Genomic DNA, 24549 nt, shown 5'->3' on the forward strand with positions numbered 1-24549 from the left:
TTTGGGGATAAAATTTCAAATACTGCTTAATTCTTCGGCTGGAAGAAGCCCGCTGCGACTTGCTCTGGCGTGATAACGCCGCTGTCTAATACCCAACCGCTGATTAATGCGGCTGGGGTGACATCAAATGCTGGGTTGTACACCGGTGCATTCTCAGGTGCCCATTGGCAATGACCAAAACCCCCAGAAACCCCTTTGACTTCGCTGGCATCACGTTGCTCAATGGGGATTGCCGCACCATTCGGGCAGGCGGGGTCATGAGTGGTATGTGGGGCCGCCACATAGAATGGAATGCGGTGATAATGCGCCAATACCGCCAAACTGTAGGTGCCAATTTTATTCGCGACATCGCCGTTGGCAGCAATGCGGTCAGCGCCAACCCAGATAGCATCTACTTTGCCCTGAGCCATCAGGCTGGCCGCCGTTGAATCACAAATTAATTGATATGGAATACCCAACTCGCCCAGTTCCCAGGCGGTTAAGCGCCCACCTTGCAGCAAAGGTCGGGTTTCATCGACCCACACCTGGCGGATTTTGCCTTGCTGATGAGCGCGCAGTAATACGCCGATAGCCGTACCAATGCCCGCAGTGGCGAGGCCGCCGGTGTTGCAGTGAGTGAGCAAGTTGCTGCCGGGTTTAACTAATTGTGCGCCGTGCTGGGCAATGCGTTCACATAACTCGCGGTCTTCTTCGACCAGACGCCGTGCCTCTTGAGCCATGGCTTCAACCCAATTGGCTTGCAATAGCGCTTGCTGCATCCGCGCCAGATTATTCATTAAATTCACTGCGGTTGGGCGTGATTCCCGCAGCGCAATCAGCGCTTGCTCAAGCTGAGCTTGCGGTAAACCGCGATCGGCCAACAAAGCCAACAGTAAGCTGGCTGATAAACCGATCAATGGCGCACCACGCACCCGCAGCGCTTGAATATGCTCAATCAGTAATTCCACGCTATCGGCGGATAGCCATTCCTGGCGCTGTGGCAAAGCCTGTTGGTCGAGTATCCAAAGCTGATTATCGATAATTTTTAAGCTGGTGGTTTGTAAATCGATCGTGTTAAGCGTCTGCATTGTCAGTTAAATCCATGTTGCGTTATTGCATCTGGTTTCTTATTCTGCCAACATATCTTACGGATGTGTAGACGTCTATATGGTTTTACGCCTAAATACGGATTTTTTTGCTCGAACAGGGAATAATTTCACGGCTAAGCAAATGGTTGGCGGTGAGTGAATCAGAATCAGATAAAGAATAATGAGGTTGAAGATGTCGCGCTACCACACATTTACTGCTACGGATGCCGTTGAATATGCTCGTCAATTTGGTCAGATGGCCGATCCACAGGCTTTGGTGTCAGCGGATGAAATTGGGGATGGGAATCTCAATCTGGTGTTTAAAATTCGCGATGCTGCCGGAATCAGCCGGGTGATTGTGAAACAGGCGCTGCCTTACGTGCGTTGTGTGGGGGAATCCTGGCCGCTGACCTTGGATCGCGCCAGAATTGAAGCCGAAACTCTGCTAACCCACCGCCAATTCTGCCCACAACATACGGTTAATGTCCTGCACCACGATGCAGAACTGGCAGTGATGGTGCAGGAAGATTTATCTGACCATCAAATTTGGCGCAATGAATTGGTTAAGGGAAAATACTATCCGCAGGCTGCGGGGCAATTGGCTGAGTATTTAGCGCAAACCCTATTTCATACCTCCGATTTTTATCAGTCGGCCCAAGCTAAAAAGGCCGCAGTGAGCCGCTATACCAACCCGGAGTTGTGCCAAATCACCGAAGATTTATTCTTTACTGACCCCTATATTGACCATGAGCGTAATAATTTCGATCCGGCGCTATTGGCCGATGTGTTGGTTTTACGTCAGGATAATGCACTCAAGCTAGCGGTGGCTTCACTAAAGCACCGTTTCCTGAGCAAGGCCGAGGCATTGCTGCATGGCGATATTCACAGCGGCTCCATTTTTGTTGCTGAGGGGCGGCTAAAAGCCATTGATGCCGAGTTTGGTTTCTATGGCCCAATAGGTTTTGATGTCGGTACAGCTCTGGGAAATTTATTGCTTAATTACTGTGGCTTACCGGGATTAGCTGGCCCGCGTGATGCGGCGGCCGGTCGTGAACAGCGGTTGAAAGATATTCATATTCTGTGGAATACCTTCGCCAGCCGTTTTCTGGCCTTAAGTGAGGAAAAAACGCAGGATACAGCTTTGGCAACTGCTGGTTATGCGCAGCTATTTTTGCAGCAGGTTTGGCAAGATGCCGTGGGATATTGTGGCAGTGAATTGATCCGCCGCACCATTGGACTGGCCCATGTGGCTGATCTTGATAGCATTGTTGATAATGAGATGCGCAGGGCATGCCAACGCCAGGTTTTGAGTTTGGGGCGTACTTTGATATTGGCCGCATCGCACATTGATAGTATTGATGAGTTTATTGCCCGCATTCGGCAAAATGGGTAATGAAATTGCGTACCTCGGCGCGATAGATAATCATTGTCACAAAATAAAGCCCTGCATAATAATGCAGGGCTTTATGTTAAGAGTTAGACACTCACATCAATAAGGTTAATACCACTATGCGGCCTCAGTCTGCCGTTGTTTCGTGGGCTGCTTTACCAACGGCTTGGCGGCCAGCTCATCAGCCTCGAATTCATCGACATTAATAGAGCGCAGGCGGCTAGCTTCTGCTTTGGTCAGTATTGCAGCTTCCTCAGCATTAATTTTCCCTTCAGCCAATGCGCGTTTAGCCAGTTTATCCAGTTGGGTAAATGGCAGGCTCTTACCCGCTTCTTTACTCAGACGCTTATGAATCGGCTCTGCTGCAATGACATCCAGCAATGCCGCCTCCAGTAAACCCACCGGGTTAAACTCACTCGGTGTCAGATATTGACCACGACCAATGCGGCTGCGGGTGGCCGACGGCACTTGCAGCAGTTGCGCCAACTGGTGATCCAGACGGTCTGATGGTGCTTTATGTACACGACCCAATGGGAAGACAACCAACCGCATTACCCCGGCAATAAAGCCATTCGGGAAGTTACGCAGTAAATCATCCAACGCTTGTTCCGCCTGATTCAGGGCATCTTGCACACCCCAGTGTACCAGCGGCAAATCTTCTTTCTGACGACCTTCGTCTTCATAGCGTTTCAAGGTAGCCGACGCCAGATACATTTGACTAAGAATATCCCCCAAGCGGGCAGAAATACGTTCGCGACGCTTCAGACTGCCACCCAGTACCCCCATCGAGACATCAGATAACAATGCCAGATTGGCGCTCAGCCGGTTGAGATGTTGATAATAGCGGCGAGTGCTGTCTTTGGTTGGCGTGGCACTGGTGCGGCCACTGGTCAGCCCCAGCCAGAAGCTGCGGATTTTGCTGCTACCCACATGGCCCAGATGACCAAACAGCGCTTTATCAAAGGCGGCCACATCGTTAGATTGTGCTGCTGCCATTTCATCAAGCACGAATGGATGGCAACGGATAGCGCCCTGACCGAAGATAATCATGCTGCGAGTCAGTATGTTAGCGCCCTCCACGGTGATACCGATAGGTGCGCCCTGATAACCGCGGGCAATAAAGTTGGCCGGGCCAAGACAGATACCTTTACCGCCAGCAATATCCATCGCATCCATGACCGCGCGTTGGCCACGATGAGTACAATGGTATTTGACGATGGCGGATAATACCGCTGGTTTTTCGCCCAACATAATGCCGCTGGTAATTAAGGTGGCGGCAGCATCCATCACATAAGTGTTACCGGCAATGCGCGCCAATGGCTCTTCAATCCCTTCCATTTTACCGATTGAGACTTTGAACTGACGGCGGATATAGGAATAAGCGCCAATCCCCATCGCCACACTTTTCAAGCTACCTGTGGCGTTGGACGGCAATGTAATTCCGCGCCCGACTGACAGACATTCTACTAGCATCCGCCAGCCCTGACCGGCCATTTGAGGCCCGCCAATAATGTAGTCAATGGGCACAAAGATATCATTACCGCGAGTTGGGCCATTTTGGAATGGCACATTCAGCGGGAAGTGGCGATGACCAATTTCTACCCCTGGAGTATTGGTCGGGATAAGCGCGCAGGTAATCCCCAAATCAACGGTTTCACCCAGTAAATGCTCAGGGTCAGATAATTTGAATGCCAGCCCAAGTACAGTGGCGATAGGCGCGAGGGTAATATAGCGTTTGTTCCAGGTCAGGCGCATGCCCAGCACCTGTTTACCTTGCCATTCCCCCATACAAACTATCCCGGTATCTGGGATGGCACCGGCATCTGAACCTGCTTCCGGACTGGTCAGGGCGAAACAAGGAATTTCGTCGCCACGGGCCAAACCCGGTAAATAATGATTTTTTTGCTCTTCAGTCCCATAGTGTTGCAGTAATTCACCGGGGCCAAGGGAGTTAGGTACGCCGACGGTGATGGCCAAAATACCCGACACGCCAGACAGTTTTTGCAGTACCCGGGCTTGAGCATAGGCCGAGAAATCAAGGCCGCCGTACTCTTTCTTAATGATCATCGCAAAGAAGCGATTTTCCTTCAAATAAGCCCACAGTTCTGGCGGTAAATCTGCTAATTCATGGGTAATCTGGAAGTCATTCGCCATCCGACAGGCTTCTTCAACCGGCCCATCGATAAAAGCTTGTTCTTCTGCGGTCAATTGCGGTTTGGGATAATTGTGCAGCTTCTTCCAGTCCGGCTGGCCCTGGAACAAATCCCCTTCCCACCAAGTGGTACCCGCATCAATCGCTTCTTTTTCAGTGCGAGACATGGCCGGCATGACTTTACGGAACATGCGCAATGCACGTGCTGAAAATAGGGATTGGCGCAGTGGCGTGAGGGTCAGAGGTAGCAGAACAATCACCAGCGGCAATAATACCCAGTATGACCATAACTGCGCAGCACCCATAGCGGCGGTGTAAACCACCAAAACCAAACTACTGAGGTACAGGTTCACCCGGTGATAAAACAGCACACCAATAAGAACCAGCAAGGCAACAATGCTAAGAACCATCATAATGAAGCTCCTGAGATGTAGGAGGTCTGACCTGTTGAGTGATACATTTGTTGTAGTTCATCTCATTGTTTTTATCAATACCATTACATATTATTTACAACTCACCTCACAAATTGGCAGCGCTAACCGCTAAAACTGTACTGGCTAATTCAAAACTCCATGGGTTAGTTCAAAACTATATGGGTTAGTTCAAAACTCTACTGGCAAGTTCATTACAGTGCTTCTCGCAGTTTATGCTATCCGGTACACTGATGGCGGACGAATATTTAGGTATAGAACGATAAAGAGGCTCCCATGTACCAGGATTTAATCCGCAGTGAACTGAACGAAGCCGCAGACACACTGGCAAACTTTCTGAAAGATGATGCCAATATCGGTGCCATCCAGCGCGCAGCCGTATTATTGGCTGATTCTTTTAAAGCTGGCGGTAAAGTATTGTCATGCGGTAATGGTGGCTCCCATTGTGACGCCATGCATTTTGCCGAAGAACTGACCGGCCGTTACCGAGAAAACCGCCCTGGTTATCCGGCGATTGCGATTTCAGATGTCAGCCATATCTCTTGTGTCAGTAACGATTTTGGCTATGACTATGTTTTCTCTCGCTATGTTGAAGCTGTAGGCCGTGAAGGCGACGTGCTGCTCGGTATTTCCACTTCAGGGAATTCCGGTAATATCATTAAAGCAATTGAAGCTGCGCGTGCTAAAGGCATGAAAGTCATTACCCTGACAGGTAAAGATGGCGGCAAAATGGCGGGTTCTGCGGATATCGAAATTCGTGTTCCTCATTTTGGCTATGCAGATCGTATTCAGGAAATTCATATTAAAGTGATTCACATCTTGATTCAGTTGATTGAAAAAGAGATGGTAAAAGCCTGATTTTCTGGGGTGATCAACGGTCAGTTGATCACCTTGTGGCTGAGTGAACAATACGGCGCTTGAAGCCCTATTCGGTGCGCGGAGGAATATATGTGCGAATTGCTCGGAATGAGCGCAAATGTTCCGACGGATATTTGCTTTAGCTTTACCGGTCTGGTGCAGCGGGGTGGGGGAACTGGCCCACATAAAGATGGCTGGGGAATTACTTTCTATGAAGGTAATGGCTGCCGCACGTTTAAAGATCCCCAACCCAGCTTTAATTCGCCCATTGCTCGGTTGGTGCAAGATTATCCCATCAAATCCTGTGCGGTGGTTTCCCATATCCGTCAGGCAAATCGGGGTGAAGTGGCATTAGAAAATACTCATCCTTTTACCCGCGAAATGTGGGGGCGAAACTGGACTTATGCTCATAATGGCCAACTTAGAGGCTATCGCCAATGGGATACCGGAACTTTCCGGCCTATTGGCCAAACAGACAGTGAATATGCTTTCTGCTGGCTACTGAATCAACTGGCAAAACGCTACCCCCGCACGCCGAGTAACTGGCCCGCGGTATTTCGCTATATTGGCACCTTGTGTGAGCAATTGCGTGCTAAAGGGGTGTTTAATATGTTGCTTTCGGATGGGCGTTTTGTCATGGCGTTCTGTTCGACCAATTTATATTGGATAACGCGCCGCGCCCCTTTCGGTAAAGCGACTTTACTGGATCAAGATGTTGAAATCGATTTTCAGCGCCAGACCACACCCAACGATGTGGTCACGGTGATTGCTACGCAGCCCTTAACCGGTAATGAAACCTGGCACAAAATTGCACCAGGTGAGTTTGCATTATTCTGTTTTGGTGAGCGCATTGGTTTTGGTCAGAGCATCTGATTTTATCAGGGCGTATTGCGACTCTGGCGCACTGGAGGTTGGCGGGCGGCTAAGCACATACTGCCCGTTGACCACAGAAACTGACGGCGGCATGCGGTTTTTGGCAAAATATTCGTAACCCGGCTGCAATTGACGCCAGAAGTTATAATCCGAAGAGTTACGGTGACGTTGCATATTTTGCTCAGTCATGCGGAAAGGGTAGATATTGATATCTACTTTTTCCTGACCAAAGATAAATGCCGTTTGCACGTAGTTAAATATCTCGTCCATATAGGCGTCGGTCATTGCATAACAGCCGATTGATTTGCAAGCGCCATGAATCATCAGATATTTGCCTGAATAACCTTGCGACTTATCATAATCATTTGGGAAGCCAATATTGATTGCCCGATAAAACTTACTGTCAGGTTTCAAATGACGCATATCAATAGTGTAAAAACCTTCCGGGCTTTTAAAATCCCCTTCACGGCGCTTTGGGCCAAGTCCACCTGAGAATTCACAGATACGGTAGCTTTGTACCAAACGATATTCACCTTGTAACCGGGCATATAATTCCAGGGTACGTTCTTCTTTGAAGATTTGAATATAGACTGAGGATCCGAGTAATTGCTGTTTTAGCTCTTTGGATACCGCCACCGGCTCGCTGGCTGAGCTGGTGAAAGATACCGCAGGCAAACAAATTATCGCTGCAAACGTTATGGTTGCAAAGAGTCTCATCGCAAACATTCTCGTCGTAAATAACGGCGCGATTTTGCCCATTTATTATTCCTACTTATATTATGTAAATTATGCCACTGCATTCTTTGATTTATAGGCGCAGATTATCAGTCAGAAATTTTTTAGCAATATATGTTTTGTATAAAATAAATACAAAGTCGGTAAAGGTGAATTGACAATACGATTTTACCGAATACATATACAAATTTGCAGTAAATTATTTGTATTTGCTTGACTCAGGTCACTGCATTTGTCAGACAGTGCCAAAGGGAAATGCTAAAATTGCCCACTGCTGATGACCTGTTCAATTAATGGTTATTTTCTATTCATTAACACCTTGTATGGGTGTCAGCATTAATTTCTGAGGCTCTTTCAGTCGATATTCATGTTTGTCTAATTGACTCAGTATTAAAGTGCCATTTAACTGAACTATGAAAGAATCTTCCCTTTGTGTGGCTGTACATTCTGGGCTAAGTGCAGCATTTGATATAACTAATAAAGTAGTTCAACTCTATGATTAAAATAAAGAAAGGACTAGATCTTCCCATCGCTGGAGCACCCGCACAGATCATAGAAGAGGGGCCAACAATTCATCATGTGGCCTTGCTCGGTGAAGAATACGTGGGAATGCGCCCCTCAATGTTGGTCGAGGAAGGTGATTGGGTTAAGAAAGGCCAGGCGCTATTTGAAGATAAAAAAAATCCAGGCGTGATATTCACCGCCCCTGCTAGTGGCAAAGTGAGCGCCATCAACCGCGGTGAGCGCCGGGTTTTACAATCTGTTGTGATTGACATTGACGGCGATGAGCAAATCCCGTTCGAGCATTATGATGAATTATCTCTCAGCCAACTGAGTGCAGAACAAGTGCAGCGGCTTTTGCAGGTATCCGGCTTATGGACAGCATTGCGGACCCGGCCTTTCAGCAAAACTCCGGCCCTTGATAGCCGTCCACGGGCTATTTTTGTTAGCGCCATGGATACCCAACCGCTGGCTGCTGATCCGCAAGTGATTATTGCCACCGAGTCTGATGCTTTCAATCAAGGCTTAACAGTATTAGCCCGTCTGACGGAGGGCAAAGTGCATGTTTGTCATGCGCCGGGGCAAATAGTGGCCAGTCATCCCAATGCGCAGGTGACTTACAATGAGTTCTCCGGCCCGCATCCCGCCGGTCTGGTCGGGACTCACATCCACTTCCTTGAACCGGTCAGTCTGAACAAGATTGTCTGGCATGTGGGTTATCAGGATGTCATTGCCATTGGCAAACTATTTACCCGTGGTGAGCTGTGGACTGACCGTATCGTCGCTGTCGCAGGCCCACAAGTAAATCAGCCAGTTTTGCTGCGCACTCGTCTCGGGGCCAGTTTATCTGAATTGACCGCCAGTCGGCTGAAAGAGGGGGATAACCGCATTATCTCCGGTTCGGTGCTCAGCGGCACCGCTTTCTCTGCCACTCATGGTTATCTGGGGCGTTTCCATCAGCAAGTGTCCGTCATCCGCGAAGGGCGAGAGAAAGAACTATTCGGCTGGGTGATGCCTGGGCGTGATAAATATTCCATTACTCGCACCACATTGGGCCATTTCTTCAAGCGCAAATTGTTTGCTTTCTCCACTGATATGCACGGTGGGGAGCGCGCTATGGTGCCGATTGGTAACTATGAGCGCGTTATGCCACTGGATATTCTGGCCACTCATTTACTACGTGACCTGTTATCTGGCGATACCGACAGCGCGGCAGCTCTGGGGTGTCTGGAATTGGATGAAGAAGATTTGGCTCTGTGTACATTTGTCTGTCCCGGTAAATATGAATATGGGCCGGTATTGCGCGACATACTGACCAAGATTGAGCAGGAAGGATAACCGATGGGCCTGAAAAGTTTTCTTGAAAAAATAGAGCACCATTTTGAAGTCGGTGGGAAGCTCGAGAAGTATTACCCGCTGTATGAAGCTGCTGCCACTATTTTTTATACGCAAGGTAAAGTGACACCGGGTGCCTCTCACGTTCGCGATGCTATTGATCTGAAACGAATGATGATTTTGGTATGGCTGGCGGTATTCCCAGCAATGTTCTGGGGGATGTATAACGTCGGTGGGCAGGCGATTCCGGCCTTGAACCAACTCTACCATGGCGCGGAGCTGCAACAGATTATTGCCAGCGATTGGCATTACCGGCTGGCACAAATGCTGGGCGCTTCATTGGCATCAGATGCTGGTTGGGTAAGTAAAATGGTGCTGGGGGCGGTCTACTTCCTGCCTATTTATGCCGTCGTGTTTGTGGTGGGCGGCTTCTGGGAAGTGGTGTTCTCTATCATTCGCAAGCATGAAATCAATGAAGGTTTCTTTGTGACCTCGATTCTGTTTTCCCTGATAGTTCCGCCGACATTGCCACTATGGCAGGCGGCGCTGGGGATCTCATTTGGGGTTGTAATTGGTAAAGAGATCTTCGGCGGGACAGGGCGCAACTTCCTCAACCCGGCGCTGGCGGGGCGCGCTTTCTTGTTCTTTGCTTATCCAGCACAAATATCCGGTGACTTGGTCTGGACTGCCGCCGATGGTTTTTCTGGTGCGACGCCTTTATCGCAATGGAGTGTTAATGGTAGCCACAGTTTGGTCAATACGATTAGCGGCCAACCTATCACTTGGATGGATGCTTTCCTCGGCAATATTCCTGGTTCTATTGGTGAAGTCTCCACGTTAATGATCTTGATTGGCGGTGCCATTATCCTCTTCGGGCGCGTGGCATCTTGGCGAATTGTGGCCGGGGTGATGATTGGCATGGTGGCGACGGCCTACCTGTTTAACTGGGTCGGCTCAACTACCAACCCATTATTCGCTATGCCGTGGTATTGGCATTTGGTGCTCGGCGGTTTTGCTTTCGGCATGATTTTTATGGCGACCGATCCGGTGTCCGCTTCCTTTACCAATAAAGGCAAGTGGTGGTATGGCGGCTTGATTGGCGCGATGTGTGTTTTGATCCGCGTGGCTAATCCGGCGTATCCGGAGGGAATGATGTTGGCGATTCTGTTCGCTAACCTGTTTGCACCACTGTTCGATTATGTGGTTGTTCAGGCCAATATCAAGCGGAGGAAAGCCCGTGGCGAATGATAAACCAAGAAACAATGACAGCATTGGCAAAACACTGCTGGTGGTGATTGTGCTGTGTTTGGTGTGTTCAGTCATCGTGGCTGGCGCGGCGGTAGGTTTGAAAGCCAAGCAACAAGAACAGCGCTTGTTGGATAAGCAACGTAATATTCTGGCGGTGGCCGGTTTACTGCAACCGAGAATGCCAGCAGAAAAAGTGCAGAGTGAGTTTGCACAGCGGATTGAACCGCGCCTGCTCGATTTGCAAAGTGGTGAGTTTATTCAACAAGATCCTGCGACATTTGATCGCGCGCAGGCACTACGCGATAACCAAATGAGCATTGCGCTGACACCAGCACAGGATATTGCGGGTATCCGCCGCCGGGCTAATGTGGTTGAAATTTATCTGGTACGCAATGACAGCGGGCAGATAAACAAAATCGTGTTACCGATTTACGGCTCTGGTTTGTGGTCAATGATGTATGCCTTTGTTGCCATTGATACTGACGGTAAAACAGTCCGCGGTATTACCTATTACGATCAAGGCGAAACACCGGGGCTAGGGGGAGAAATTGAGAACCCTATCTGGCGTAACCAATGGATTGGTAAGCGGTTATTTGATGATCAAGGGCAACCGGCTATTCGTATTGTTAAAGGGCGAGCGCCTGCTAACGATCCTCATGCCATAGATGGTTTGTCCGGCGCAACGCTGACCTCCAATGGTGTACAAAACAGCTTTGATTTTTGGCTCGGTGAAAACGGCTTTGGCCCGTTCCTGAAAAAAGTACGCGAAGGGGCGTTAAAAAATGGCTGATAGCAAAGAAATTAAACGGGTTTTATTGGGGCCGTTATTTGATAACAACCCAATTGCGCTGCAAATTCTGGGCGTGTGTTCAGCACTGGCCGTCACCACCAAACTGGAAACCGCTTTAGTGATGACACTGGCGGTCACCTTGGTTACGGCGTTCTCCAGCTTCTTCATCTCACTGATTCGCAACCATATTCCAAACAGTGTGCGCATCATTGTTCAAATGGTGATTATTGCTTCGCTAGTGATTGTGGTGGATCAGATCCTACGGGCCTATGCCTATGAGATATCTAAACAGCTCTCAGTATTTGTTGGCCTGATTATCACTAACTGTATTGTGATGGGGCGTGCCGAAGCTTATGCAATGAAATCCCCGCCAATCGAAAGCTTTATGGATGGCATCGGCAATGGCTTGGGCTATGGCGTAGTGCTAGTGCTGGTAGGCTTTGTCCGCGAGTTGATTGGCTCGGGTAAATTATTTGGCGTAACAGTGTTAGAAACTGTCCAGAATGGTGGTTGGTATCAGCCTAATGGATTGTTCCTGCTGGCACCTAGCGCATTCTTTATCATTGGTTTGCTGATTTGGGGCTTACGAACCCTGAAACCTGCGCAGATTGAGAAGGAGTAATTGACGATGGAACATTACATCAGTCTGTTCGTCCGCGCAGTGTTTGTCGAGAATATGGCGTTAGCGTTCTTCTTGGGGATGTGTACTTTCCTCGCGGTTTCCAAGAAAGTCTCGACTGCTTTTGGCCTGGGCATTGCAGTAACAGTGGTGTTGGGCATCTCCGTACCTGCTAACAATCTGGTTTATAACCTGGTTCTGCGAGATGGCGCATTGGTTGAAGGTGTTGATCTCAGCTTCCTGAATTTCATCACTTTTATTGGCGTAATTGCTGCCATTGTACAGGTTTTGGAGATGATTCTTGATCGCTATTTCCCCGCACTGTACAACGCTCTGGGTATTTTCCTGCCACTGATTACGGTGAACTGCGCCATTTTCGGCGGTGTGTCATTTATGGCCCAGCGTGATTACAACTTCCCTGAATCCATTGTGTATGGCTTTGGCTCTGGTATCGGTTGGATGCTGGCGATTGTCGCGTTAGCGGGTATTCGCGAAAAGATGAAATATGCCAATGTGCCCGCAGGTTTACAGGGCTTAGGGATCACCTTTATCACCACCGGATTGATGGCCTTAGGGTTTATGTCTTTCTCTGGCGTAAACCTATAAAGGTAGGAATAATTCATGGAAATAATTCTGGGCGTAGTCATGTTCACCCTCATTGTACTAGCATTGACGGTGATGATTTTATTTGCCAAGTCAAAGTTGGTGAATACCGGTGATATCACAGTTGATATTAATGAAGATGCGGATAAAAGTTTTACTGCTCCGGCAGGGGATAAGCTGCTCAACATGCTTTCCAGCCATGGCATTTTCGTTTCCTCTGCGTGTGGCGGTGGCGGTTCTTGTGGGCAGTGCCGGGTAACCATCAAAGAAGGCGGCGGGGATATTTTGCCGACCGAGCTTTCTCATATCTCCAAGCGGGAAGCAAAAGAAGGTTGCCGGTTAGCATGTCAGGTTAGTGTGAAGCAAAACCTGAAAATTGAATTGCCGGAAGAAATCTTTGGGGTGAAAAAGTGGGAATGTGAAGTTATCTCTAATGATAATAAAGCGACATTTATCAAAGAGTTGAAACTTAAAATTCCTGATGGTGAGGTTGTACCATTCCGTGCTGGGGGCTTTATTCAAATTGAGGCCGAGCCTCATACAGTAAAATACGCTGATTTTGATGTACCAGCGGAATATCGCGGCGACTGGGATAAATTCAATTTGTTCCGGTTTGAGTCAGTAGTTACCGAGCCGACCGTGCGGGCTTATTCCATGGCAAACTACCCAGAAGAACGCGGTATTATCATGCTGAACGTGCGTATCGCCACGCCGCCACCGTCAGTTCCGGATGCTCCTCCGGGGATCATGTCTTCCTACATCTGGTCACTGAAACCGGGTGATAAAGTCGTTATTTCTGGGCCATTTGGTGAGTTTTTTGCCAAAGATACTGATGCCGAAATGGTCTTTATTGGCGGTGGTGCGGGTATGGCGCCTATGCGTTCGCATATCTTTGATCAGCTTAAACGGCTGCATTCTAAGCGCAAGATTAGCTTCTGGTATGGCGCGCGCTCACGGCGCGAGATGTTCTATGAAGAAGATTTTGATCAGTTACAGGCTGAAAATGATAATTTCCGTTGGCATGTTGCTTTGTCTGACCCGCAACCAGAAGACAATTGGACGGGCTATACCGGCTTCATTCATAACGTGTTATTAGAAAATTATCTTAAAAATCATCCGGCACCTGAAGATTGTGAATTCTATATGTGTGGCCCGCCAATGATGAATGCGGCAGTCATCAAGATGTTAAAAGACCTTGGTGTGGAAGATGAAAACATTATGCTCGACGACTTCGGTGGCTGATTTGCCGCCACTCGGGTTTTGACTGCAATTGGGGATATTGTGCGAAGACATATAGCGCGAAGACATATAATGCATTGGTTGATGGCTGCGGTGGGCGTTTTGCTGCTAACGGGTTGTGGCCCTGAGCAAATCAATCTCGAAGGTAAAACCATGGGCACCTCATATTCAATTAAGTATATGAGTGACTCAAAAACTCTCAGCCCGGAGCAGCTACAGCAGGAAATAGACCGCAAGCTGGAACAGGTTAATGATCAAATGTCGACGTACCGGCCAAACTCTGAATTGAGCCGTTTCAACAAAAGTCAGAAAGTGAATACGGCATTTCCTGTTTCAGCCGCGACAGCCAAAGTGGTACGGGAGGCTATCCGTATTAACCGTTTGACTGATGGGGCGCTGGATGTGACGGTCGGGCCATTGGTTAATCTATGGGGCTTTGGCCCTGAAGGGCGGCCAAATGTGGTGCCGACAGATGCTGAAATTGCTAAACGCCAGGAATGGGTTGGCATTGATAATTTGGCAGTAGAAAATGGTGCCTTGGTAAAACGCATTCCCGAGCTGTATGTCGATCTTTCTGCTATAGCTAAAGGGTATGGCGTAGATGTGGTTGCTGAATATTTGGAAGCGAAGAATATCGATAACTATATGGTCGATATTGGCGGGGAAGTCCGGACCCGGGGTAATAATGGGGAAAATAAACCTTGGCGCATCGCAATTGAAAAACCTGTTGCCGGCTCCTCACAAAGTACTCAAGAGGTTATCGAACCTGGTCGCATGGCGGTAGCCACCTCTGGTGATTATCGTAATTATTTTGAGCAAAATGGTGTGCGTTACTCACATACCATTGATCCCAAAACAGGTCGGCCAATTAACCATCGTTTAGTCTCAATTACGGTTTTAGATCCGAGTTGTATGACGGCCGACGGGCTCTCGACGGGGTTAGGTGTCCTTGGGCCAGAACGCGGGATGGCATTGGCTAATTTGCTGGGTATTCCGGTGTTTATGATAGTCAAAACTGATGAAGGCTTTGAGGAACACTCTTCTGAGTCATTCAAACCGTATCTACAAAAGCGGCTTTGATAGGAGAAGATTATGTTGACTGTTTTTATCGCGTCTTTTGTTTTTTTTCTCTTAGCCATCGCGGGATTGTCACTGGGTTATATCGTAAAACGTAAAACCTTGCAGGGCAGTTGCGGAGGTATTGGGGCTTTGGGAATGGAAAAAGTGTGTGATTGCCCCGAGCCTTGTGATTCACGCAAAAAACGGTTAGCTAAAGAGGCTGCGCGCCAGAAAGCATTGGAGCAATATCGCATTCTCTAACGGACATATGATTTGTCTTTCTGTATATAAAAATCCCCGTTCAATATGGAGTTGAGCGGGGATTTTTGTTTTATATATCTTAAATAATTTGAGTTGCAGTAAACCAACATACATACAGCTTGAAGTATGGCGGGTGTAATTATTTATTGTCGTGGATTATCTTCTTAAATTTGGCCGGAGAATCAACCATCACGCCATTGGCACCTAATTCTTTTGCTTTATGATAATCTTCTGGGGTATTAATTCCGAAGAAAATAATATGTGCGTTGGTATTTTTACGGAAACAGTCAACGGCTTCTTTATCCCAACTTAATATTGCGTTAGAGCGGCCTTCACCGAGAGTATATTTCTCTACAACCTCAACTTTTCGGTGTAACTCCAGACCATACCAGCGCTCTTTATTGTCCGCCGGTAATTCACACTTATGATCCATAGTAATATTGGCTAATTGTGTTCGTGTAAAATCACGGCTTTCAAATCGTTGGATTTTATGTGCAGCATCGCTGCTTTCATTCACTTTATCCAACGCTGTCAAATAATTATCATCAGTTGAATAGACGCGAGTTCGGCTCAGTCGGTTTTCTTCATTTTTACTGGTTGCATCCAGTGTTTTTTTCAGCGCTTTGGCGAGTGTTACTGGGTCTGCATCTGGGGATTTAATATCGAGGTAAAATTGTGTTTTAGGAAATGTTTTCAATACGTTATCAAGCGTAGGGATGCCGATATGTGAACCTGTTTTTGGCTGAATATTATGAGTTTTATTATACTTAAAGCTGGCATCGGCTTGGGCGAGTTGCTGCGCGGTATAGCTAGAAACTTTACCCGACTTATCGGTCAATTCCTGGAGTTCAGATGGGCGATACAAAACCGGAATATTATCCTTTGATAACTGTATTGTTATCCAGATTGCATCCGCACCATTAGCCAATGCTTTCTTGATGGCTGGAATCGTATTTTCAGGGGCATCGGCAGTTCCACCCCGGTGAGCAATAATTTGTGGTGTTTGTTGAGGGGCCGTTGAAGAAGCTGAATTAGCATTTGTGACACAACTAGCAGAGAGTAATAAAGTTGCCATTATATAATTTCGCATAATATTTAGTTTCCATCCATTGACTGACTAATGAATTTTTTAAAAGTTGATGTTAATCATATAGCCAATATTCTTCGGCTTTGTCGAATTTAATGATTTCTCATTAAAAATAAATGACAAAAAGAATAAAAAAACCAATAACAGAATTCAATTCTGTTTTTTTCTAAAATGGTTGTCATATTGATTAGGATAATTGTTAATATCACCGATGGCGATTTCATTTGTGATGTTCTTGAGGGAGGTTGGGGGCTAAATTCACGTCTAAGGCGGCAAAGCTCATCCCACAGCATAATGAGAAAATCCTTAATAAATCTTAAAAAACATTAGTTGGGCAGCTAAAGGTTGTATTAGGGTATACGTGTAATTTTATGGGGTGGTCGTGCCCCTAAGTACTCGGTCCTAAAGAGGAATGTAGTGTGTCGAGATTGCGAGTTGGTGTGATTTTTGGCGGTAAATCGGCTGAACATGAAGTGTCATTGCAGTCGGCCAAAAATATCGTGGATGCGATTGATAAAGCAAAGTTTGAAGTGACACTGTTGGGCATTGATAAACAAGGTAAATGGCATATTAATGATGCATCCAGTTACTTGTTAAATGCAGAAAATCCGGCGTTGATTTCCCTGAATCATTCAAACAAAAATGTAGCGCTGATCCTTGGCCAAGAGAGTCAGCAACTCATTGCTACGGATAATGCAGCTGCATTGGCTCAGTTGGATGTCATTTTCCCTATTGTACACGGGACATTAGGGGAAGATGGTTCCTTGCAAGGCCTGTTGCGTATGGCCAATATTCCTTTTGTCGGCTCAGGTGTCGTGGGGTCTGCGGTTAGTATGGATAAAGACATCACTAAGCGGTTACTGCGTGATGCTGGGTTGAATATCGCCCCTTTTATTACACTGACACGTGGCAATAAAGACAGCTACGATTTTGAAAAGGTTTCAGAAAAACTCGGATTACCTTTATTTATTAAACCGGCGAATCAGGGCTCCTCGGTGGGCGTGAGTAAAGTGCGCAATGCGGCCGAATATCAACAGGCGGTGACGTTAGCCTTTGATTTTGACCATAAAGTGTTGGTGGAGTCGGCTATTATTGGGCGGGAGATTGAATGTGCCGTCATGGGCAATGACAACCCGCAAGCCAGTTTGTGTGGCGAGGTAGTTATCAGCGACGAGTTTTATTCTTATGACACTAAATACATAAATGAAACCGGTGCTCAAGTCATCATTCCTGCGCCAATAGACAGTGCTGCCAGTGACAATATTCGCGCGGTAGCTTTAGCAGCATTTCGAGCGCTCGAATGCTGTGGTATGGCGCGGGTGGATGTCTTTTTAACCCCAGATAACCGCGTAATTATCAATGAAATAAATACGTTACCTGGATTTACTAATATCAGTATGTACCCCAAATTATGGCGCGCCACCGGTGTGGGCTCGACAGAATTGATCACCATACTGATTGAGTTGGCTTTAGAGCGCCATCAGCAAGATAAGTCGCTGAAAAGCTCCATCCTGAAATAAGACTGACTACCGCTATTCTCTGAAAAAAGAGCTGCCTCGGGCAGCTTTTTTATTGCTGTTAGAATTGACTTGACAAATCGTCAATAAATGACAATATTTTAATTATGAAACTTACAGAAGATCAACTCCTGTTGCGGGAGAGCAAAAAAATCGTTGAGGCACTGGGAAAAACATTTGCACCCTTAGTGGAGTTTGTTTTGCATGACCTGACTCAACCTGAACATGCCATTGCGGCGATTTCAAACAATTTATCCGGTCGTGAAATCGGTGAGCCAGCGACTGAACTGGGGTTGAGCCGTATTGCCGACCCTAACTTTCCTGAAGTTATTGTTAACTATCCGAATCAATTTCCTGATGGTCGCCCGGCAAAAAGTACATCAATTGGCTTGAAAAATAGCAAAGGGGAATTCATCGGGGCACTTTGTCTAAATATGGATATCTCGCTGTTTTCCGCCGTTAGCGCCAGTTTATCTCAACTGATCCAAACGACACCGGCAGAGGTTCAGGAGTCTCTGGCATCACCTCGCCTTGAGATGCTGCGCACTCAACTGGAGCAATTCGCTGCCGCGCACAATACCACTCCACGCGCGCTAAACCCGGCACAGCGACGTGAAATTGTCCGTCAACTGGCGCAAGCGGGTTTGATGGATTTGAAGAATGCCCAGACCGTGGTTGCTAATAATCTGGGCGTCGCCCGCTCTACTGTTTATACCTATCTCCCTACTGAAGGAAGTTGAAGATGGCCCCATTAGTCATCAGTTATGACGATATTATCCAAGCACATCAGCGGATTGCAGGTTTTGCACTTAAAACCCCAGTATTGACTTCCTCCACCGCCAATGAGCAGACCGGTGCGCAGTTGTTTTTTAAATGCGAAAATTTCCAGCATATGGGGGCGTTTAAATTCCGTGGCGCTTATAACGCGTTAGTGAAATTATCGCCGGAACAGCAAGCAAAAGGGGTTATTGCTTTCTCGTCGGGGAATCATGCGCAGGCTATTGCTTTGTCTGCGCGTAAATTAGGTATTCGCGCGGTTATTGTCATGCCTAAAGATGCGCCAGCAGCTAAAATCGCGGCGACACGAGGTTATGGCGGCGAAGTGGTGCTATATGACCGCTATCTTGAAGACCGTGAAGCCATTAGCCGTAAACTGGCACAAGAGCAGGGGCTAAGCTTGATTCCACCTTATGACCATCCGGATGTGATGGCCGGGCAGGGGACGGCGGCAAAAGAATTATTTGAAGAAGTGGGCGAGCTGGATGTGCTGCTGGTGCCATTGGGCGGCGGCGGGTTATTGTCCGGCTGTGCCACGGTGGCCAAAGCGCTCTATCCCAATTGCCAGGTATTTGGGGTGGAACCCGCCGCCGGTAATGATGGGCAGCAGAGTTTCCGCAGCGGAAAAATTGTTAAAATTGACACGCCAGTGACTATTGCGGACGGCGCGCAAACTCAGGCTTTGGGTCACTATACTTTCCCGGTTATTCAGGAGTGGGTTGATAATATTCTGACTGCCAGCGATGACCAATTGATCTCGGCAATGAAGTTTTTCGCCAGCCGAATGAAGATTGTGGTTGAACCCACCGGTTGCTTAGGGGCGGCTGTCGCTTTTGGTGATGAGCTGGATTTACGTGGTAAACGAGTCGGGGTGATTATTTCGGGCGGCAATGTCGATTTAGCGCGTTTGGCCCACTTTATTGATAAGTCTTGATGATGTCCGAGCCTATCTTAATAAATTCAACAGCGGGCCTGCCGCCAGCAGGCCATTATAGCCATGCTGTCTGCGCGGGCGGTATGGTCTATCTTTCTGGCCAACTGCCCGTCACGGCGCAGGGCGTGGCATTATCAAACCAACCTTTTGATATTCAGGTTATGCAGGTTTTTGCCAATATTGAAGGGATACTCGCGGACTGCCATTGCAGTGTAAATAGCTTGGTTCAGGTGCGAGTTTATCTGTGTGATATTGCCCTATGGCCACATTTCAATGCGCTTTATGCTGATTGGTTAGGGCCACACAAACCGGCTCGTTGCGTGGTGCCAGTGTCCGTTTTACATCATGATTTGGCCTTGGAAATTGAAGCGGTTGCTCTGCTTCCAGGCTAGTTTTTCGCTATCACGAAATTTGCGTGGTCAGGATCTCGGTTAATCTTGAATTTCTCCGATTTAACTGTATTCTTATACAGTGGTTTTGGCGGGGGATAAACATGCGGAAAATTATTCATGTCGATATGGATTGCTTCTTCGCGGCTGTTGAAATGCGCGATGACCCCAGTTTGCGTGATATTCCTATTGCGATTGGCGGTAGTCAGGACAGGCGCGGTGTCATTAGCACCGCCAATTATCCTGCTCGACGTTATGGGGTTCGCAGCGCGATGCCGACCGCTATGGCGCTGAAACTCTGCCCACAACTGAAAGTGATCCCTGGCCGAATGGCGGCATATAAAGAAGCGTCGCTACATATCCGTGAGATTTTTGCGCGCTACACCCCTTTGATTGAGCCACTTTCACTGGATGAAGCCTATCTGGATGTTTCTGATTGTCTGGCATGCAGTGGTTCCGCCACATTAATTGCACAAGAAATCCGCCAGTCTATTGCTATGGAGCTTAATCTAACTGCATCTGCGGGCATTGCTCCCATCAAATTTTTAGCCAAGATCGCGTCTGATTTAAATAAACCCAATGGTCAGTATGTGATAACCCCAGATAAAATATTGCCTTTCTTGTCTGACTTGCCGCTGAGTAAAATTCCGGGTGTGGGCAAAGTGACCGCGAAACGTCTGCAAGAGCTGGGGCTGATAACCTGTAGTGATGTACAAAACTATCCACAGGCTGAATTATTAAAGCGCTTTGGTAAGTTTGGTCATGTGCTATGGGAGCGCAGCCACGGTATTGATGAGCGCGAAGTTTCTCCCGACCGTTTGCGCAAATCGGTTGGGGTCGAGCGGACACTGGCTGAGGATATTCATGATTGGGAAAGCTGTGAGTTATTGATTGAAAAGCTTTATATTGAGCTGGAAACCCGTCTTCGTAAGGTTAGGCCGGATCTGCATATCGCCCGACAAGGGGTAAAATTAAAATTTCATGATTTTCAGCAAACTACACAAGAGCATGTTTGGCCGGAGCTGAATAAAGCGGACTTATTGCAAGTAGCGCGGGCAGCATGGAATGAGCGGCGGGCGGAGCGGGGGGTGCGTTTGGTGGGGTTACATGTCACTTTGCTGGATCCGCAACTCGAGCGGCAATTACTGTTGAGTTGGGAATAACTCTGACGAATAAAAAACGGCGGGCCTAAGCGCCGCCGTTAATCATATAAAACAAAACCGGGTTTCTTATGCGCGCTCAGGAATCGCTTTCAGCAGCGCAGTCAGTAATTGCCAATATTGACCCACACTTTCGATATGAACTTGTTCATCCGGTGAATGTGGCCCTGTCATAGTTGGCCCAATCGACACCATATCCATCTCTGGGTAAGGTTTTTTAAATAAACCACATTCCAGACCGGCATGGATAACCATGATATTGGGTGTTTTGTTAAACAATTTTTGGTAAGTTTCCCGCACCAATGCCATCACCGGCGAGGTTGGGTCAGGTTGCCAGCCAGGGTAGCCGCCTTTTGGCGAGGTTTCTGCGCCAGCCAACTGACCAATCGCAGTCAACATTCCCACCACGTAATCTTTGCCGCTGTCGATCAGAGAACGGATTAGGCAGATGATTTCTACTTCATTCTCATTCATGGTAACCACACCCACATTCAGTGAGGTTTCAACCACACCTTTTACTGCATCACTCATACGAATGACACCGTTTGGCGTGGCATTCAATAAGGCGATCAGGCGCTGCTGGGTATCTTTTGTCAGAGCCTTAGCATTATCAATAGATAGCGGCTCAAGCAATACAGTCAGATTTTTTTCAACTGCGGCCAGCTCATTTTTCAAGGTTGCCAGATACTCCTGGCTCAGGTTTTTCAGCTGATCGACTTTATCTGCGGCAATCGCCAAGGTCACAGAACCTTCACGTGGGATAGCATTACGCAGCGTGCCGCCATTCAAATCCAATATCCGCAGGTCTAAATCTTTGGCCTGGTCGAACAGGAATCGGGCCAGCAGTTTATTGGCATTACCTAGCCCTAAATGGATATCAGCGCCTGAATGACCGCCTTTCAAACCTTTAATGGTCAACTTCAACGTCTGGTAACCGGTAGGAACCGCTTCGCGCTTTAGTGCTAAAGTGGTAATAAAATCAATACCCCCGGCGCAACCCATATAGATTTCACCTTCCTGCTCGGAATCGGTATTAATCAGAATATCGGCTTTCAACCAGTTAGGTTGCAGACCAAATGCGCCATCCATACCGGCTTCTTCGGTCATGGTCAGCAGCACTTCAAGTGGGCCGTGTTCGACGCTATCGTCAGACAGCACCGCCAATGCGGAGGCCATACCAATGCCATTATCCGCACCTAATGTGGTGCCACGGGCTTTAACCCATTCACCGTCGATATAGGGTTGGATAGGGTCTTTGGTAAAGTCATGTACCGTATCATTATTCTTTTGTGGCACCATATCTAAGTGAGCTTGTAGCGCAACGGGCTTACGGTTCTCCATCCCCTTGGTAGCTGGCTTACGCAGCAGGATATTACCGACCTTATCACGCTCCGCATGTAGACCTTTTTCCTTGGCCCACGTCATAATATGCTGTGCCAGTGCTTCTTCGTGGTAAGACGGATGGGGAATCGAGCAGATTTTTGCGAAAATATCCCACAACGGCTGAGGCGAAAGTTGAGACAGTTCAGACACTGTAAGTCTCCTGTACAAAGTTAGATCGAGATTGATATCAGATGATTATTATATAAATCATCTGGTTATATTGTTAGTTTATTACGCGTACAAAGTAATGGATTTCTATCTTGGTAATGATCTTATCCAATAGCTCGGCGGTGAAGCTACTTTAGCTATTGGATAAATGAGCCGTGTTTAACTGTTGATATCAACCAATATGGGTATCTTGATTTTTTTGCTTCCACTCACGCATAAAATGCTTTATCAAAACGAAACTTACAGAACCCACGAAACCAATCAGTGTAAAGAATATTAGAACCAGTAAACGTTTAGATGCATCTTTTATTGTCGGTTCTGTCGGTTGCTGTAGATATTTAAAGGGAACTATATCGATATCATCAATTTTTAATCCGTTCAACTTTTCTATATATAACTTACGATTCAAAAGGTCGGGATCAATTAAAGCTGGGTCGGTAATGGATTTCTCAATTTCTAACTTTTTGTTCAATGTGTCTGAACCAATAGTAATCGGGAAGTCTGGGTCATCATTAATCACAGTGCCACTACCATATATAGGCTTTTTAATGCCAGCGGCATTAGCCATATCAATTGCATATTTTAATCGTTCAATTCTAACTTCTTGATTGTTTTTAGCTCTTAATAAATCTAAATTATATTTTTCTGTACTAAGGTTTTTAGCTGTATCAATAGTTCGTTTTATTTTTCGTGTAATATCAGCATCAACGATTTTCTTTACATAATTTATATATCCCAGTAAAAGATCGTGGGCATCATTAGCCGTATCTGCTCTGTGAGATAATTTATAATAACGGTATTCAGATTTATCATCAGATTTATCTTGTTGAGAACCAACAGAGTTAATATCTTGATTGATTATTTTTTCAATTAGATATCTTCTCCGTGCCTCATTTTGTGGATCCTCCTCCATTAACCTCTTAAAATAGTTAGTACTGACCAAATATTCAGCACGCATATCTCGAGAGTCAAAATTTTGCTTAAATGTGGATAATAAATAATCCGAATCAATATCTATTGCAATATCTAATGCCGCTAAATCAGAGGTTATTTTATCTAGAACTTGAATTGATTCATCACTTGGTTTGACTACAATAGCAGTACTTGTCCATTGGTTAGGAAGCGTATAAGCTACAGTAAAACCGGCCGCTATAAATAAAAGAGTAACTATTATTATTTTAAATTTAGAATTTAAAATAACTGTAATCAATTCAAAGAAGTTAATATCATCCTTTTGCGGAGATAATGTAGAGAAGTCATAATATTGACTTTTTATCGGCGCAGTATCATTTTTATTACTATTATCACTCATATTTAAAATATCCAATCTATTAAAAATAAAGAAAACTAAATATATTCTTCTCAGAAAATCATGAGGTTATTACTACTGCGTATATCGACTAAGATAACAATACTTTATGGTAGGTAATAAAAATGTTACCCGATAGGACAAAAGTCGCTAAAATTTAAATGTTATCAGTAAAGTTATCACCGATGATCACCTTTTCAAGGTGTTGAACTTTTGAAGATATATTTATGTCGTTTTCAGGCATAGACCAGTGTGGCATCTCCTTAGCAGTATCGAGAACAAATGGGCCTTGCTTCCATTCAAAAATAAATGCTTTGCTTGAGATACAAACCAAGGTATGAAATATATTGGGTGGAAGCTGCACGGCAAAAACTTTATGTTTATCACCTAATAAATAGATTTCTGTTACTGTCCCTTGTTCTGAAAAGAGTATTAGTTTTACTTCTCCCTCAACAACATGGAAAAACTCCCATTGATGAGATTGTGTATGTTTGTGCGGTGGAATGTATGTTCCATGCAGTAAAGCAATAGCAATCCTTTGTACTGGGTCCTGATAATCATTATGAATATTGAAATGATCACGTCGACGCGGGGATGTAGCAGCTTTACTATATAAATCAATTTTAAATTTTTCGTCAAAAAGGAACACTTAACCTCCGCGATA

Annotated in this window: 23 protein-coding genes; 16 read left to right on the forward strand and 7 right to left on the reverse strand. The window is 46.5% G+C overall.

Annotated elements, in window-relative coordinates; translation table 11 throughout:
• Nucleotides 1-26: 26 nt before the first annotated feature.
• The gene (gene mtnA / locus OVO64_RS06940) at nt 27-1067 is read right to left on the reverse strand and encodes an S-methyl-5-thioribose-1-phosphate isomerase (protein WP_145510025.1); all 1041 of its coding nucleotides are present in this window, start codon (nt 1065-1067) and stop codon (nt 27-29) included.
• A gap of 193 nt (nt 1068-1260) precedes the next feature.
• Between mtnA and mtnK the strand changes: the two genes are divergently transcribed.
• A complete protein-coding gene (gene mtnK / locus OVO64_RS06945) occupies nt 1261-2460 on the forward strand; it encodes an S-methyl-5-thioribose kinase (protein ID WP_038631342.1) in 1200 nt (399 codons plus the stop codon).
• Nucleotides 2461-2574: 114 nt separating this feature from the next.
• Here the strand turns inward: mtnK and fadE are convergent, their stop codons facing one another.
• Nucleotides 2575-5022 carry an acyl-CoA dehydrogenase FadE gene (fadE, locus tag OVO64_RS06950; protein ID WP_038631344.1) on the reverse strand — a complete coding sequence of 816 codons (2448 nt, stop codon included), beginning with the start codon at nt 5020-5022 and terminating at the stop codon, nt 2575-2577.
• Between the two features lie 294 nt (nt 5023-5316).
• Here fadE and lpcA point away from each other — a divergent pair, with 294 nt between their 5' ends.
• Entirely contained in the window at nt 5317-5898 is a 582-nt protein-coding gene (gene lpcA, locus OVO64_RS06955; protein WP_038631346.1) for a D-sedoheptulose 7-phosphate isomerase, read from the forward strand.
• Nucleotides 5899-5988: 90 nt separating this feature from the next.
• A complete protein-coding gene (locus OVO64_RS06960) occupies nt 5989-6771 on the forward strand; it encodes a class II glutamine amidotransferase (protein WP_038631348.1) in 783 nt (260 codons plus the stop codon).
• On the opposite strand, the gene dpaA is transcribed toward OVO64_RS06960, so the two are convergent.
• Complete coding sequence (gene dpaA, locus OVO64_RS06965; RefSeq protein WP_050291402.1) at nt 6727-7530, reverse strand: peptidoglycan meso-diaminopimelic acid protein amidase; 804 nt, start codon at nt 7528-7530, stop codon at nt 6727-6729. The two genes, OVO64_RS06960 and dpaA, sit on opposite strands and share 45 nt — an antisense overlap.
• A 471-nt stretch (nt 7531-8001) precedes the next feature.
• On the opposite strand from dpaA, the gene OVO64_RS06970 reads away from it, so the two are divergent.
• The 8 genes from OVO64_RS06970 (at nt 8002) to nqrM (ending at nt 15161) form a co-directional block, all read left to right on the forward strand.
• A complete protein-coding gene (locus tag OVO64_RS06970; protein ID WP_038631350.1) occupies nt 8002-9345 on the forward strand; it encodes a Na(+)-translocating NADH-quinone reductase subunit A in 1344 nt (447 codons plus the stop codon).
• Nucleotides 9346-9348: 3 nt separating this feature from the next.
• The gene (locus OVO64_RS06975; protein ID WP_038631352.1) at nt 9349-10590 is read left to right on the forward strand and encodes an NADH:ubiquinone reductase (Na(+)-transporting) subunit B; all 1242 of its coding nucleotides are present in this window, start codon (nt 9349-9351) and stop codon (nt 10588-10590) included.
• Nucleotides 10580-11380 carry a Na(+)-translocating NADH-quinone reductase subunit C gene (locus OVO64_RS06980; protein WP_038631354.1) on the forward strand — a complete coding sequence of 267 codons (801 nt, stop codon included), beginning with the start codon at nt 10580-10582 and terminating at the stop codon, nt 11378-11380. The genes OVO64_RS06975 and OVO64_RS06980 overlap by 11 nt, the downstream gene beginning before the upstream one ends.
• Complete coding sequence (locus OVO64_RS06985) at nt 11373-12002, forward strand: NADH:ubiquinone reductase (Na(+)-transporting) subunit D (protein WP_005160493.1); 630 nt, start codon at nt 11373-11375, stop codon at nt 12000-12002. The genes OVO64_RS06980 and OVO64_RS06985 overlap by 8 nt, the downstream gene beginning before the upstream one ends.
• Nucleotides 12003-12008: 6 nt before the next feature.
• Nucleotides 12009-12605 (forward strand): NADH:ubiquinone reductase (Na(+)-transporting) subunit E, encoded by a 597-nt coding sequence (nqrE, locus tag OVO64_RS06990; RefSeq protein WP_004392325.1) that lies wholly within the window; start codon nt 12009-12011, stop codon nt 12603-12605.
• Nucleotides 12606-12620: 15 nt separating this feature from the next.
• Nucleotides 12621-13844 (forward strand): NADH:ubiquinone reductase (Na(+)-transporting) subunit F, encoded by a 1224-nt coding sequence (gene nqrF, locus OVO64_RS06995; protein WP_038631358.1) that lies wholly within the window; start codon nt 12621-12623, stop codon nt 13842-13844.
• A gap of 69 nt (nt 13845-13913) precedes the next feature.
• Entirely contained in the window at nt 13914-14921 is a 1008-nt protein-coding gene (locus OVO64_RS07000) for an FAD:protein FMN transferase (protein WP_038631360.1), read from the forward strand.
• A gap of 12 nt (nt 14922-14933) precedes the next feature.
• Complete coding sequence (nqrM, locus tag OVO64_RS07005; protein WP_038631362.1) at nt 14934-15161, forward strand: (Na+)-NQR maturation NqrM; 228 nt, start codon at nt 14934-14936, stop codon at nt 15159-15161.
• 139 nt (nt 15162-15300) lie between these two features.
• On the opposite strand, the gene OVO64_RS07010 is transcribed toward nqrM, so the two are convergent.
• Nucleotides 15301-16251, reverse strand: coding sequence for a glycerophosphodiester phosphodiesterase family protein (locus OVO64_RS07010; RefSeq protein WP_038631364.1), 951 nt, complete (start codon nt 16249-16251; stop codon nt 15301-15303).
• A 416-nt stretch (nt 16252-16667) separates the two neighbouring features.
• Here OVO64_RS07010 and ddlA point away from each other — a divergent pair, with 416 nt between their 5' ends.
• From ddlA to dinB, 5 genes are all read left to right on the forward strand, one after another.
• Nucleotides 16668-17768, forward strand: a complete 1101-nt coding sequence (ddlA, locus tag OVO64_RS07015; RefSeq protein ID WP_050291400.1) for a D-alanine--D-alanine ligase — start codon at nt 16668-16670, stop codon at nt 17766-17768.
• Between the two features lie 104 nt (nt 17769-17872).
• Nucleotides 17873-18505: a helix-turn-helix transcriptional regulator gene (locus OVO64_RS07020; protein WP_038631368.1), complete on the forward strand. Its 633-nt coding sequence runs from the start codon at nt 17873-17875 to the stop codon at nt 18503-18505.
• Between the two features lie 2 nt (nt 18506-18507).
• Nucleotides 18508-19476 carry a threo-3-hydroxy-L-aspartate ammonia-lyase gene (locus tag OVO64_RS07025; RefSeq protein WP_038631370.1) on the forward strand — a complete coding sequence of 323 codons (969 nt, stop codon included), beginning with the start codon at nt 18508-18510 and terminating at the stop codon, nt 19474-19476.
• Nucleotides 19476-19868: a RidA family protein gene (locus OVO64_RS07030; RefSeq protein ID WP_038631372.1), complete on the forward strand. Its 393-nt coding sequence runs from the start codon at nt 19476-19478 to the stop codon at nt 19866-19868. Before OVO64_RS07025 ends, OVO64_RS07030 begins: the two co-directional genes overlap by 1 nt.
• Before the next feature lie 101 nt (nt 19869-19969).
• Entirely contained in the window at nt 19970-21028 is a 1059-nt protein-coding gene (dinB, locus tag OVO64_RS07035) for a DNA polymerase IV (protein WP_038631374.1), read from the forward strand.
• Nucleotides 21029-21094: 66 nt separating this feature from the next.
• Here the strand turns inward: dinB and pepD are convergent, their stop codons facing one another.
• The 3 genes from pepD to OVO64_RS07050 form a co-directional block, all read right to left on the reverse strand.
• Nucleotides 21095-22558, reverse strand: coding sequence for a beta-Ala-His dipeptidase (gene pepD / locus OVO64_RS07040; RefSeq protein WP_038631376.1), 1464 nt, complete (start codon nt 22556-22558; stop codon nt 21095-21097).
• A gap of 190 nt (nt 22559-22748) precedes the next feature.
• The gene (gene wzz(fepE), locus OVO64_RS07045; protein WP_038631378.1) at nt 22749-23888 is read right to left on the reverse strand and encodes an LPS O-antigen length regulator Wzz(fepE); all 1140 of its coding nucleotides are present in this window, start codon (nt 23886-23888) and stop codon (nt 22749-22751) included.
• Nucleotides 23889-24042: 154 nt separating this feature from the next.
• Nucleotides 24043-24534 carry a WbuC family cupin fold metalloprotein gene (locus OVO64_RS07050; protein ID WP_050291399.1) on the reverse strand — a complete coding sequence of 164 codons (492 nt, stop codon included), beginning with the start codon at nt 24532-24534 and terminating at the stop codon, nt 24043-24045.
• Nucleotides 24535-24549: the final 15 nt, after the last annotated feature.

It is taken from the genome of Yersinia sp. Marseille-Q5920 (assembly GCF_946902935.1).
GTDB lineage: Bacteria > Pseudomonadota > Gammaproteobacteria > Enterobacterales > Enterobacteriaceae > Yersinia > Yersinia rochesterensis.

Bases quoted from the DNA above. Each gene is read 5' to 3' on its own strand.
- mtnA (WP_145510025.1), bottom strand. From the start codon at position 1,067: ATGCAGACGCTTAACACGATCGATTTACAAACCACCAGCTTAAAAATT.
- mtnK (WP_038631342.1), top strand. From the start codon at position 1,261: ATGTCGCGCTACCACACATTTACTGCTACGGATGCCGTTGAATATGCT.
- fadE (WP_038631344.1), bottom strand. From the start codon at position 5,022: ATGATGGTTCTTAGCATTGTTGCCTTGCTGGTTCTTATTGGTGTGCTG.
- lpcA (WP_038631346.1), top strand. From the start codon at position 5,317: ATGTACCAGGATTTAATCCGCAGTGAACTGAACGAAGCCGCAGACACA.
- OVO64_RS06960 (WP_038631348.1), top strand. From the start codon at position 5,989: ATGTGCGAATTGCTCGGAATGAGCGCAAATGTTCCGACGGATATTTGC.
- dpaA (WP_050291402.1), bottom strand. From the start codon at position 7,530: ATGGGCAAAATCGCGCCGTTATTTACGACGAGAATGTTTGCGATGAGA.
- OVO64_RS06970 (WP_038631350.1), top strand. From the start codon at position 8,002: ATGATTAAAATAAAGAAAGGACTAGATCTTCCCATCGCTGGAGCACCC.
- OVO64_RS06975 (WP_038631352.1), top strand. From the start codon at position 9,349: ATGGGCCTGAAAAGTTTTCTTGAAAAAATAGAGCACCATTTTGAAGTC.
- OVO64_RS06985 (WP_005160493.1), top strand. From the start codon at position 11,373: ATGGCTGATAGCAAAGAAATTAAACGGGTTTTATTGGGGCCGTTATTT.
- nqrE (WP_004392325.1), top strand. From the start codon at position 12,009: ATGGAACATTACATCAGTCTGTTCGTCCGCGCAGTGTTTGTCGAGAAT.
- nqrF (WP_038631358.1), top strand. From the start codon at position 12,621: ATGGAAATAATTCTGGGCGTAGTCATGTTCACCCTCATTGTACTAGCA.
- OVO64_RS07000 (WP_038631360.1), top strand. From the start codon at position 13,914: ATGCATTGGTTGATGGCTGCGGTGGGCGTTTTGCTGCTAACGGGTTGT.
- nqrM (WP_038631362.1), top strand. From the start codon at position 14,934: ATGTTGACTGTTTTTATCGCGTCTTTTGTTTTTTTTCTCTTAGCCATC.
- OVO64_RS07010 (WP_038631364.1), bottom strand. From the start codon at position 16,251: ATGCGAAATTATATAATGGCAACTTTATTACTCTCTGCTAGTTGTGTC.
- OVO64_RS07020 (WP_038631368.1), top strand. From the start codon at position 17,873: ATGAAACTTACAGAAGATCAACTCCTGTTGCGGGAGAGCAAAAAAATC.
- OVO64_RS07025 (WP_038631370.1), top strand. From the start codon at position 18,508: ATGGCCCCATTAGTCATCAGTTATGACGATATTATCCAAGCACATCAG.
- OVO64_RS07030 (WP_038631372.1), top strand. From the start codon at position 19,476: ATGATGTCCGAGCCTATCTTAATAAATTCAACAGCGGGCCTGCCGCCA.
- dinB (WP_038631374.1), top strand. From the start codon at position 19,970: ATGCGGAAAATTATTCATGTCGATATGGATTGCTTCTTCGCGGCTGTT.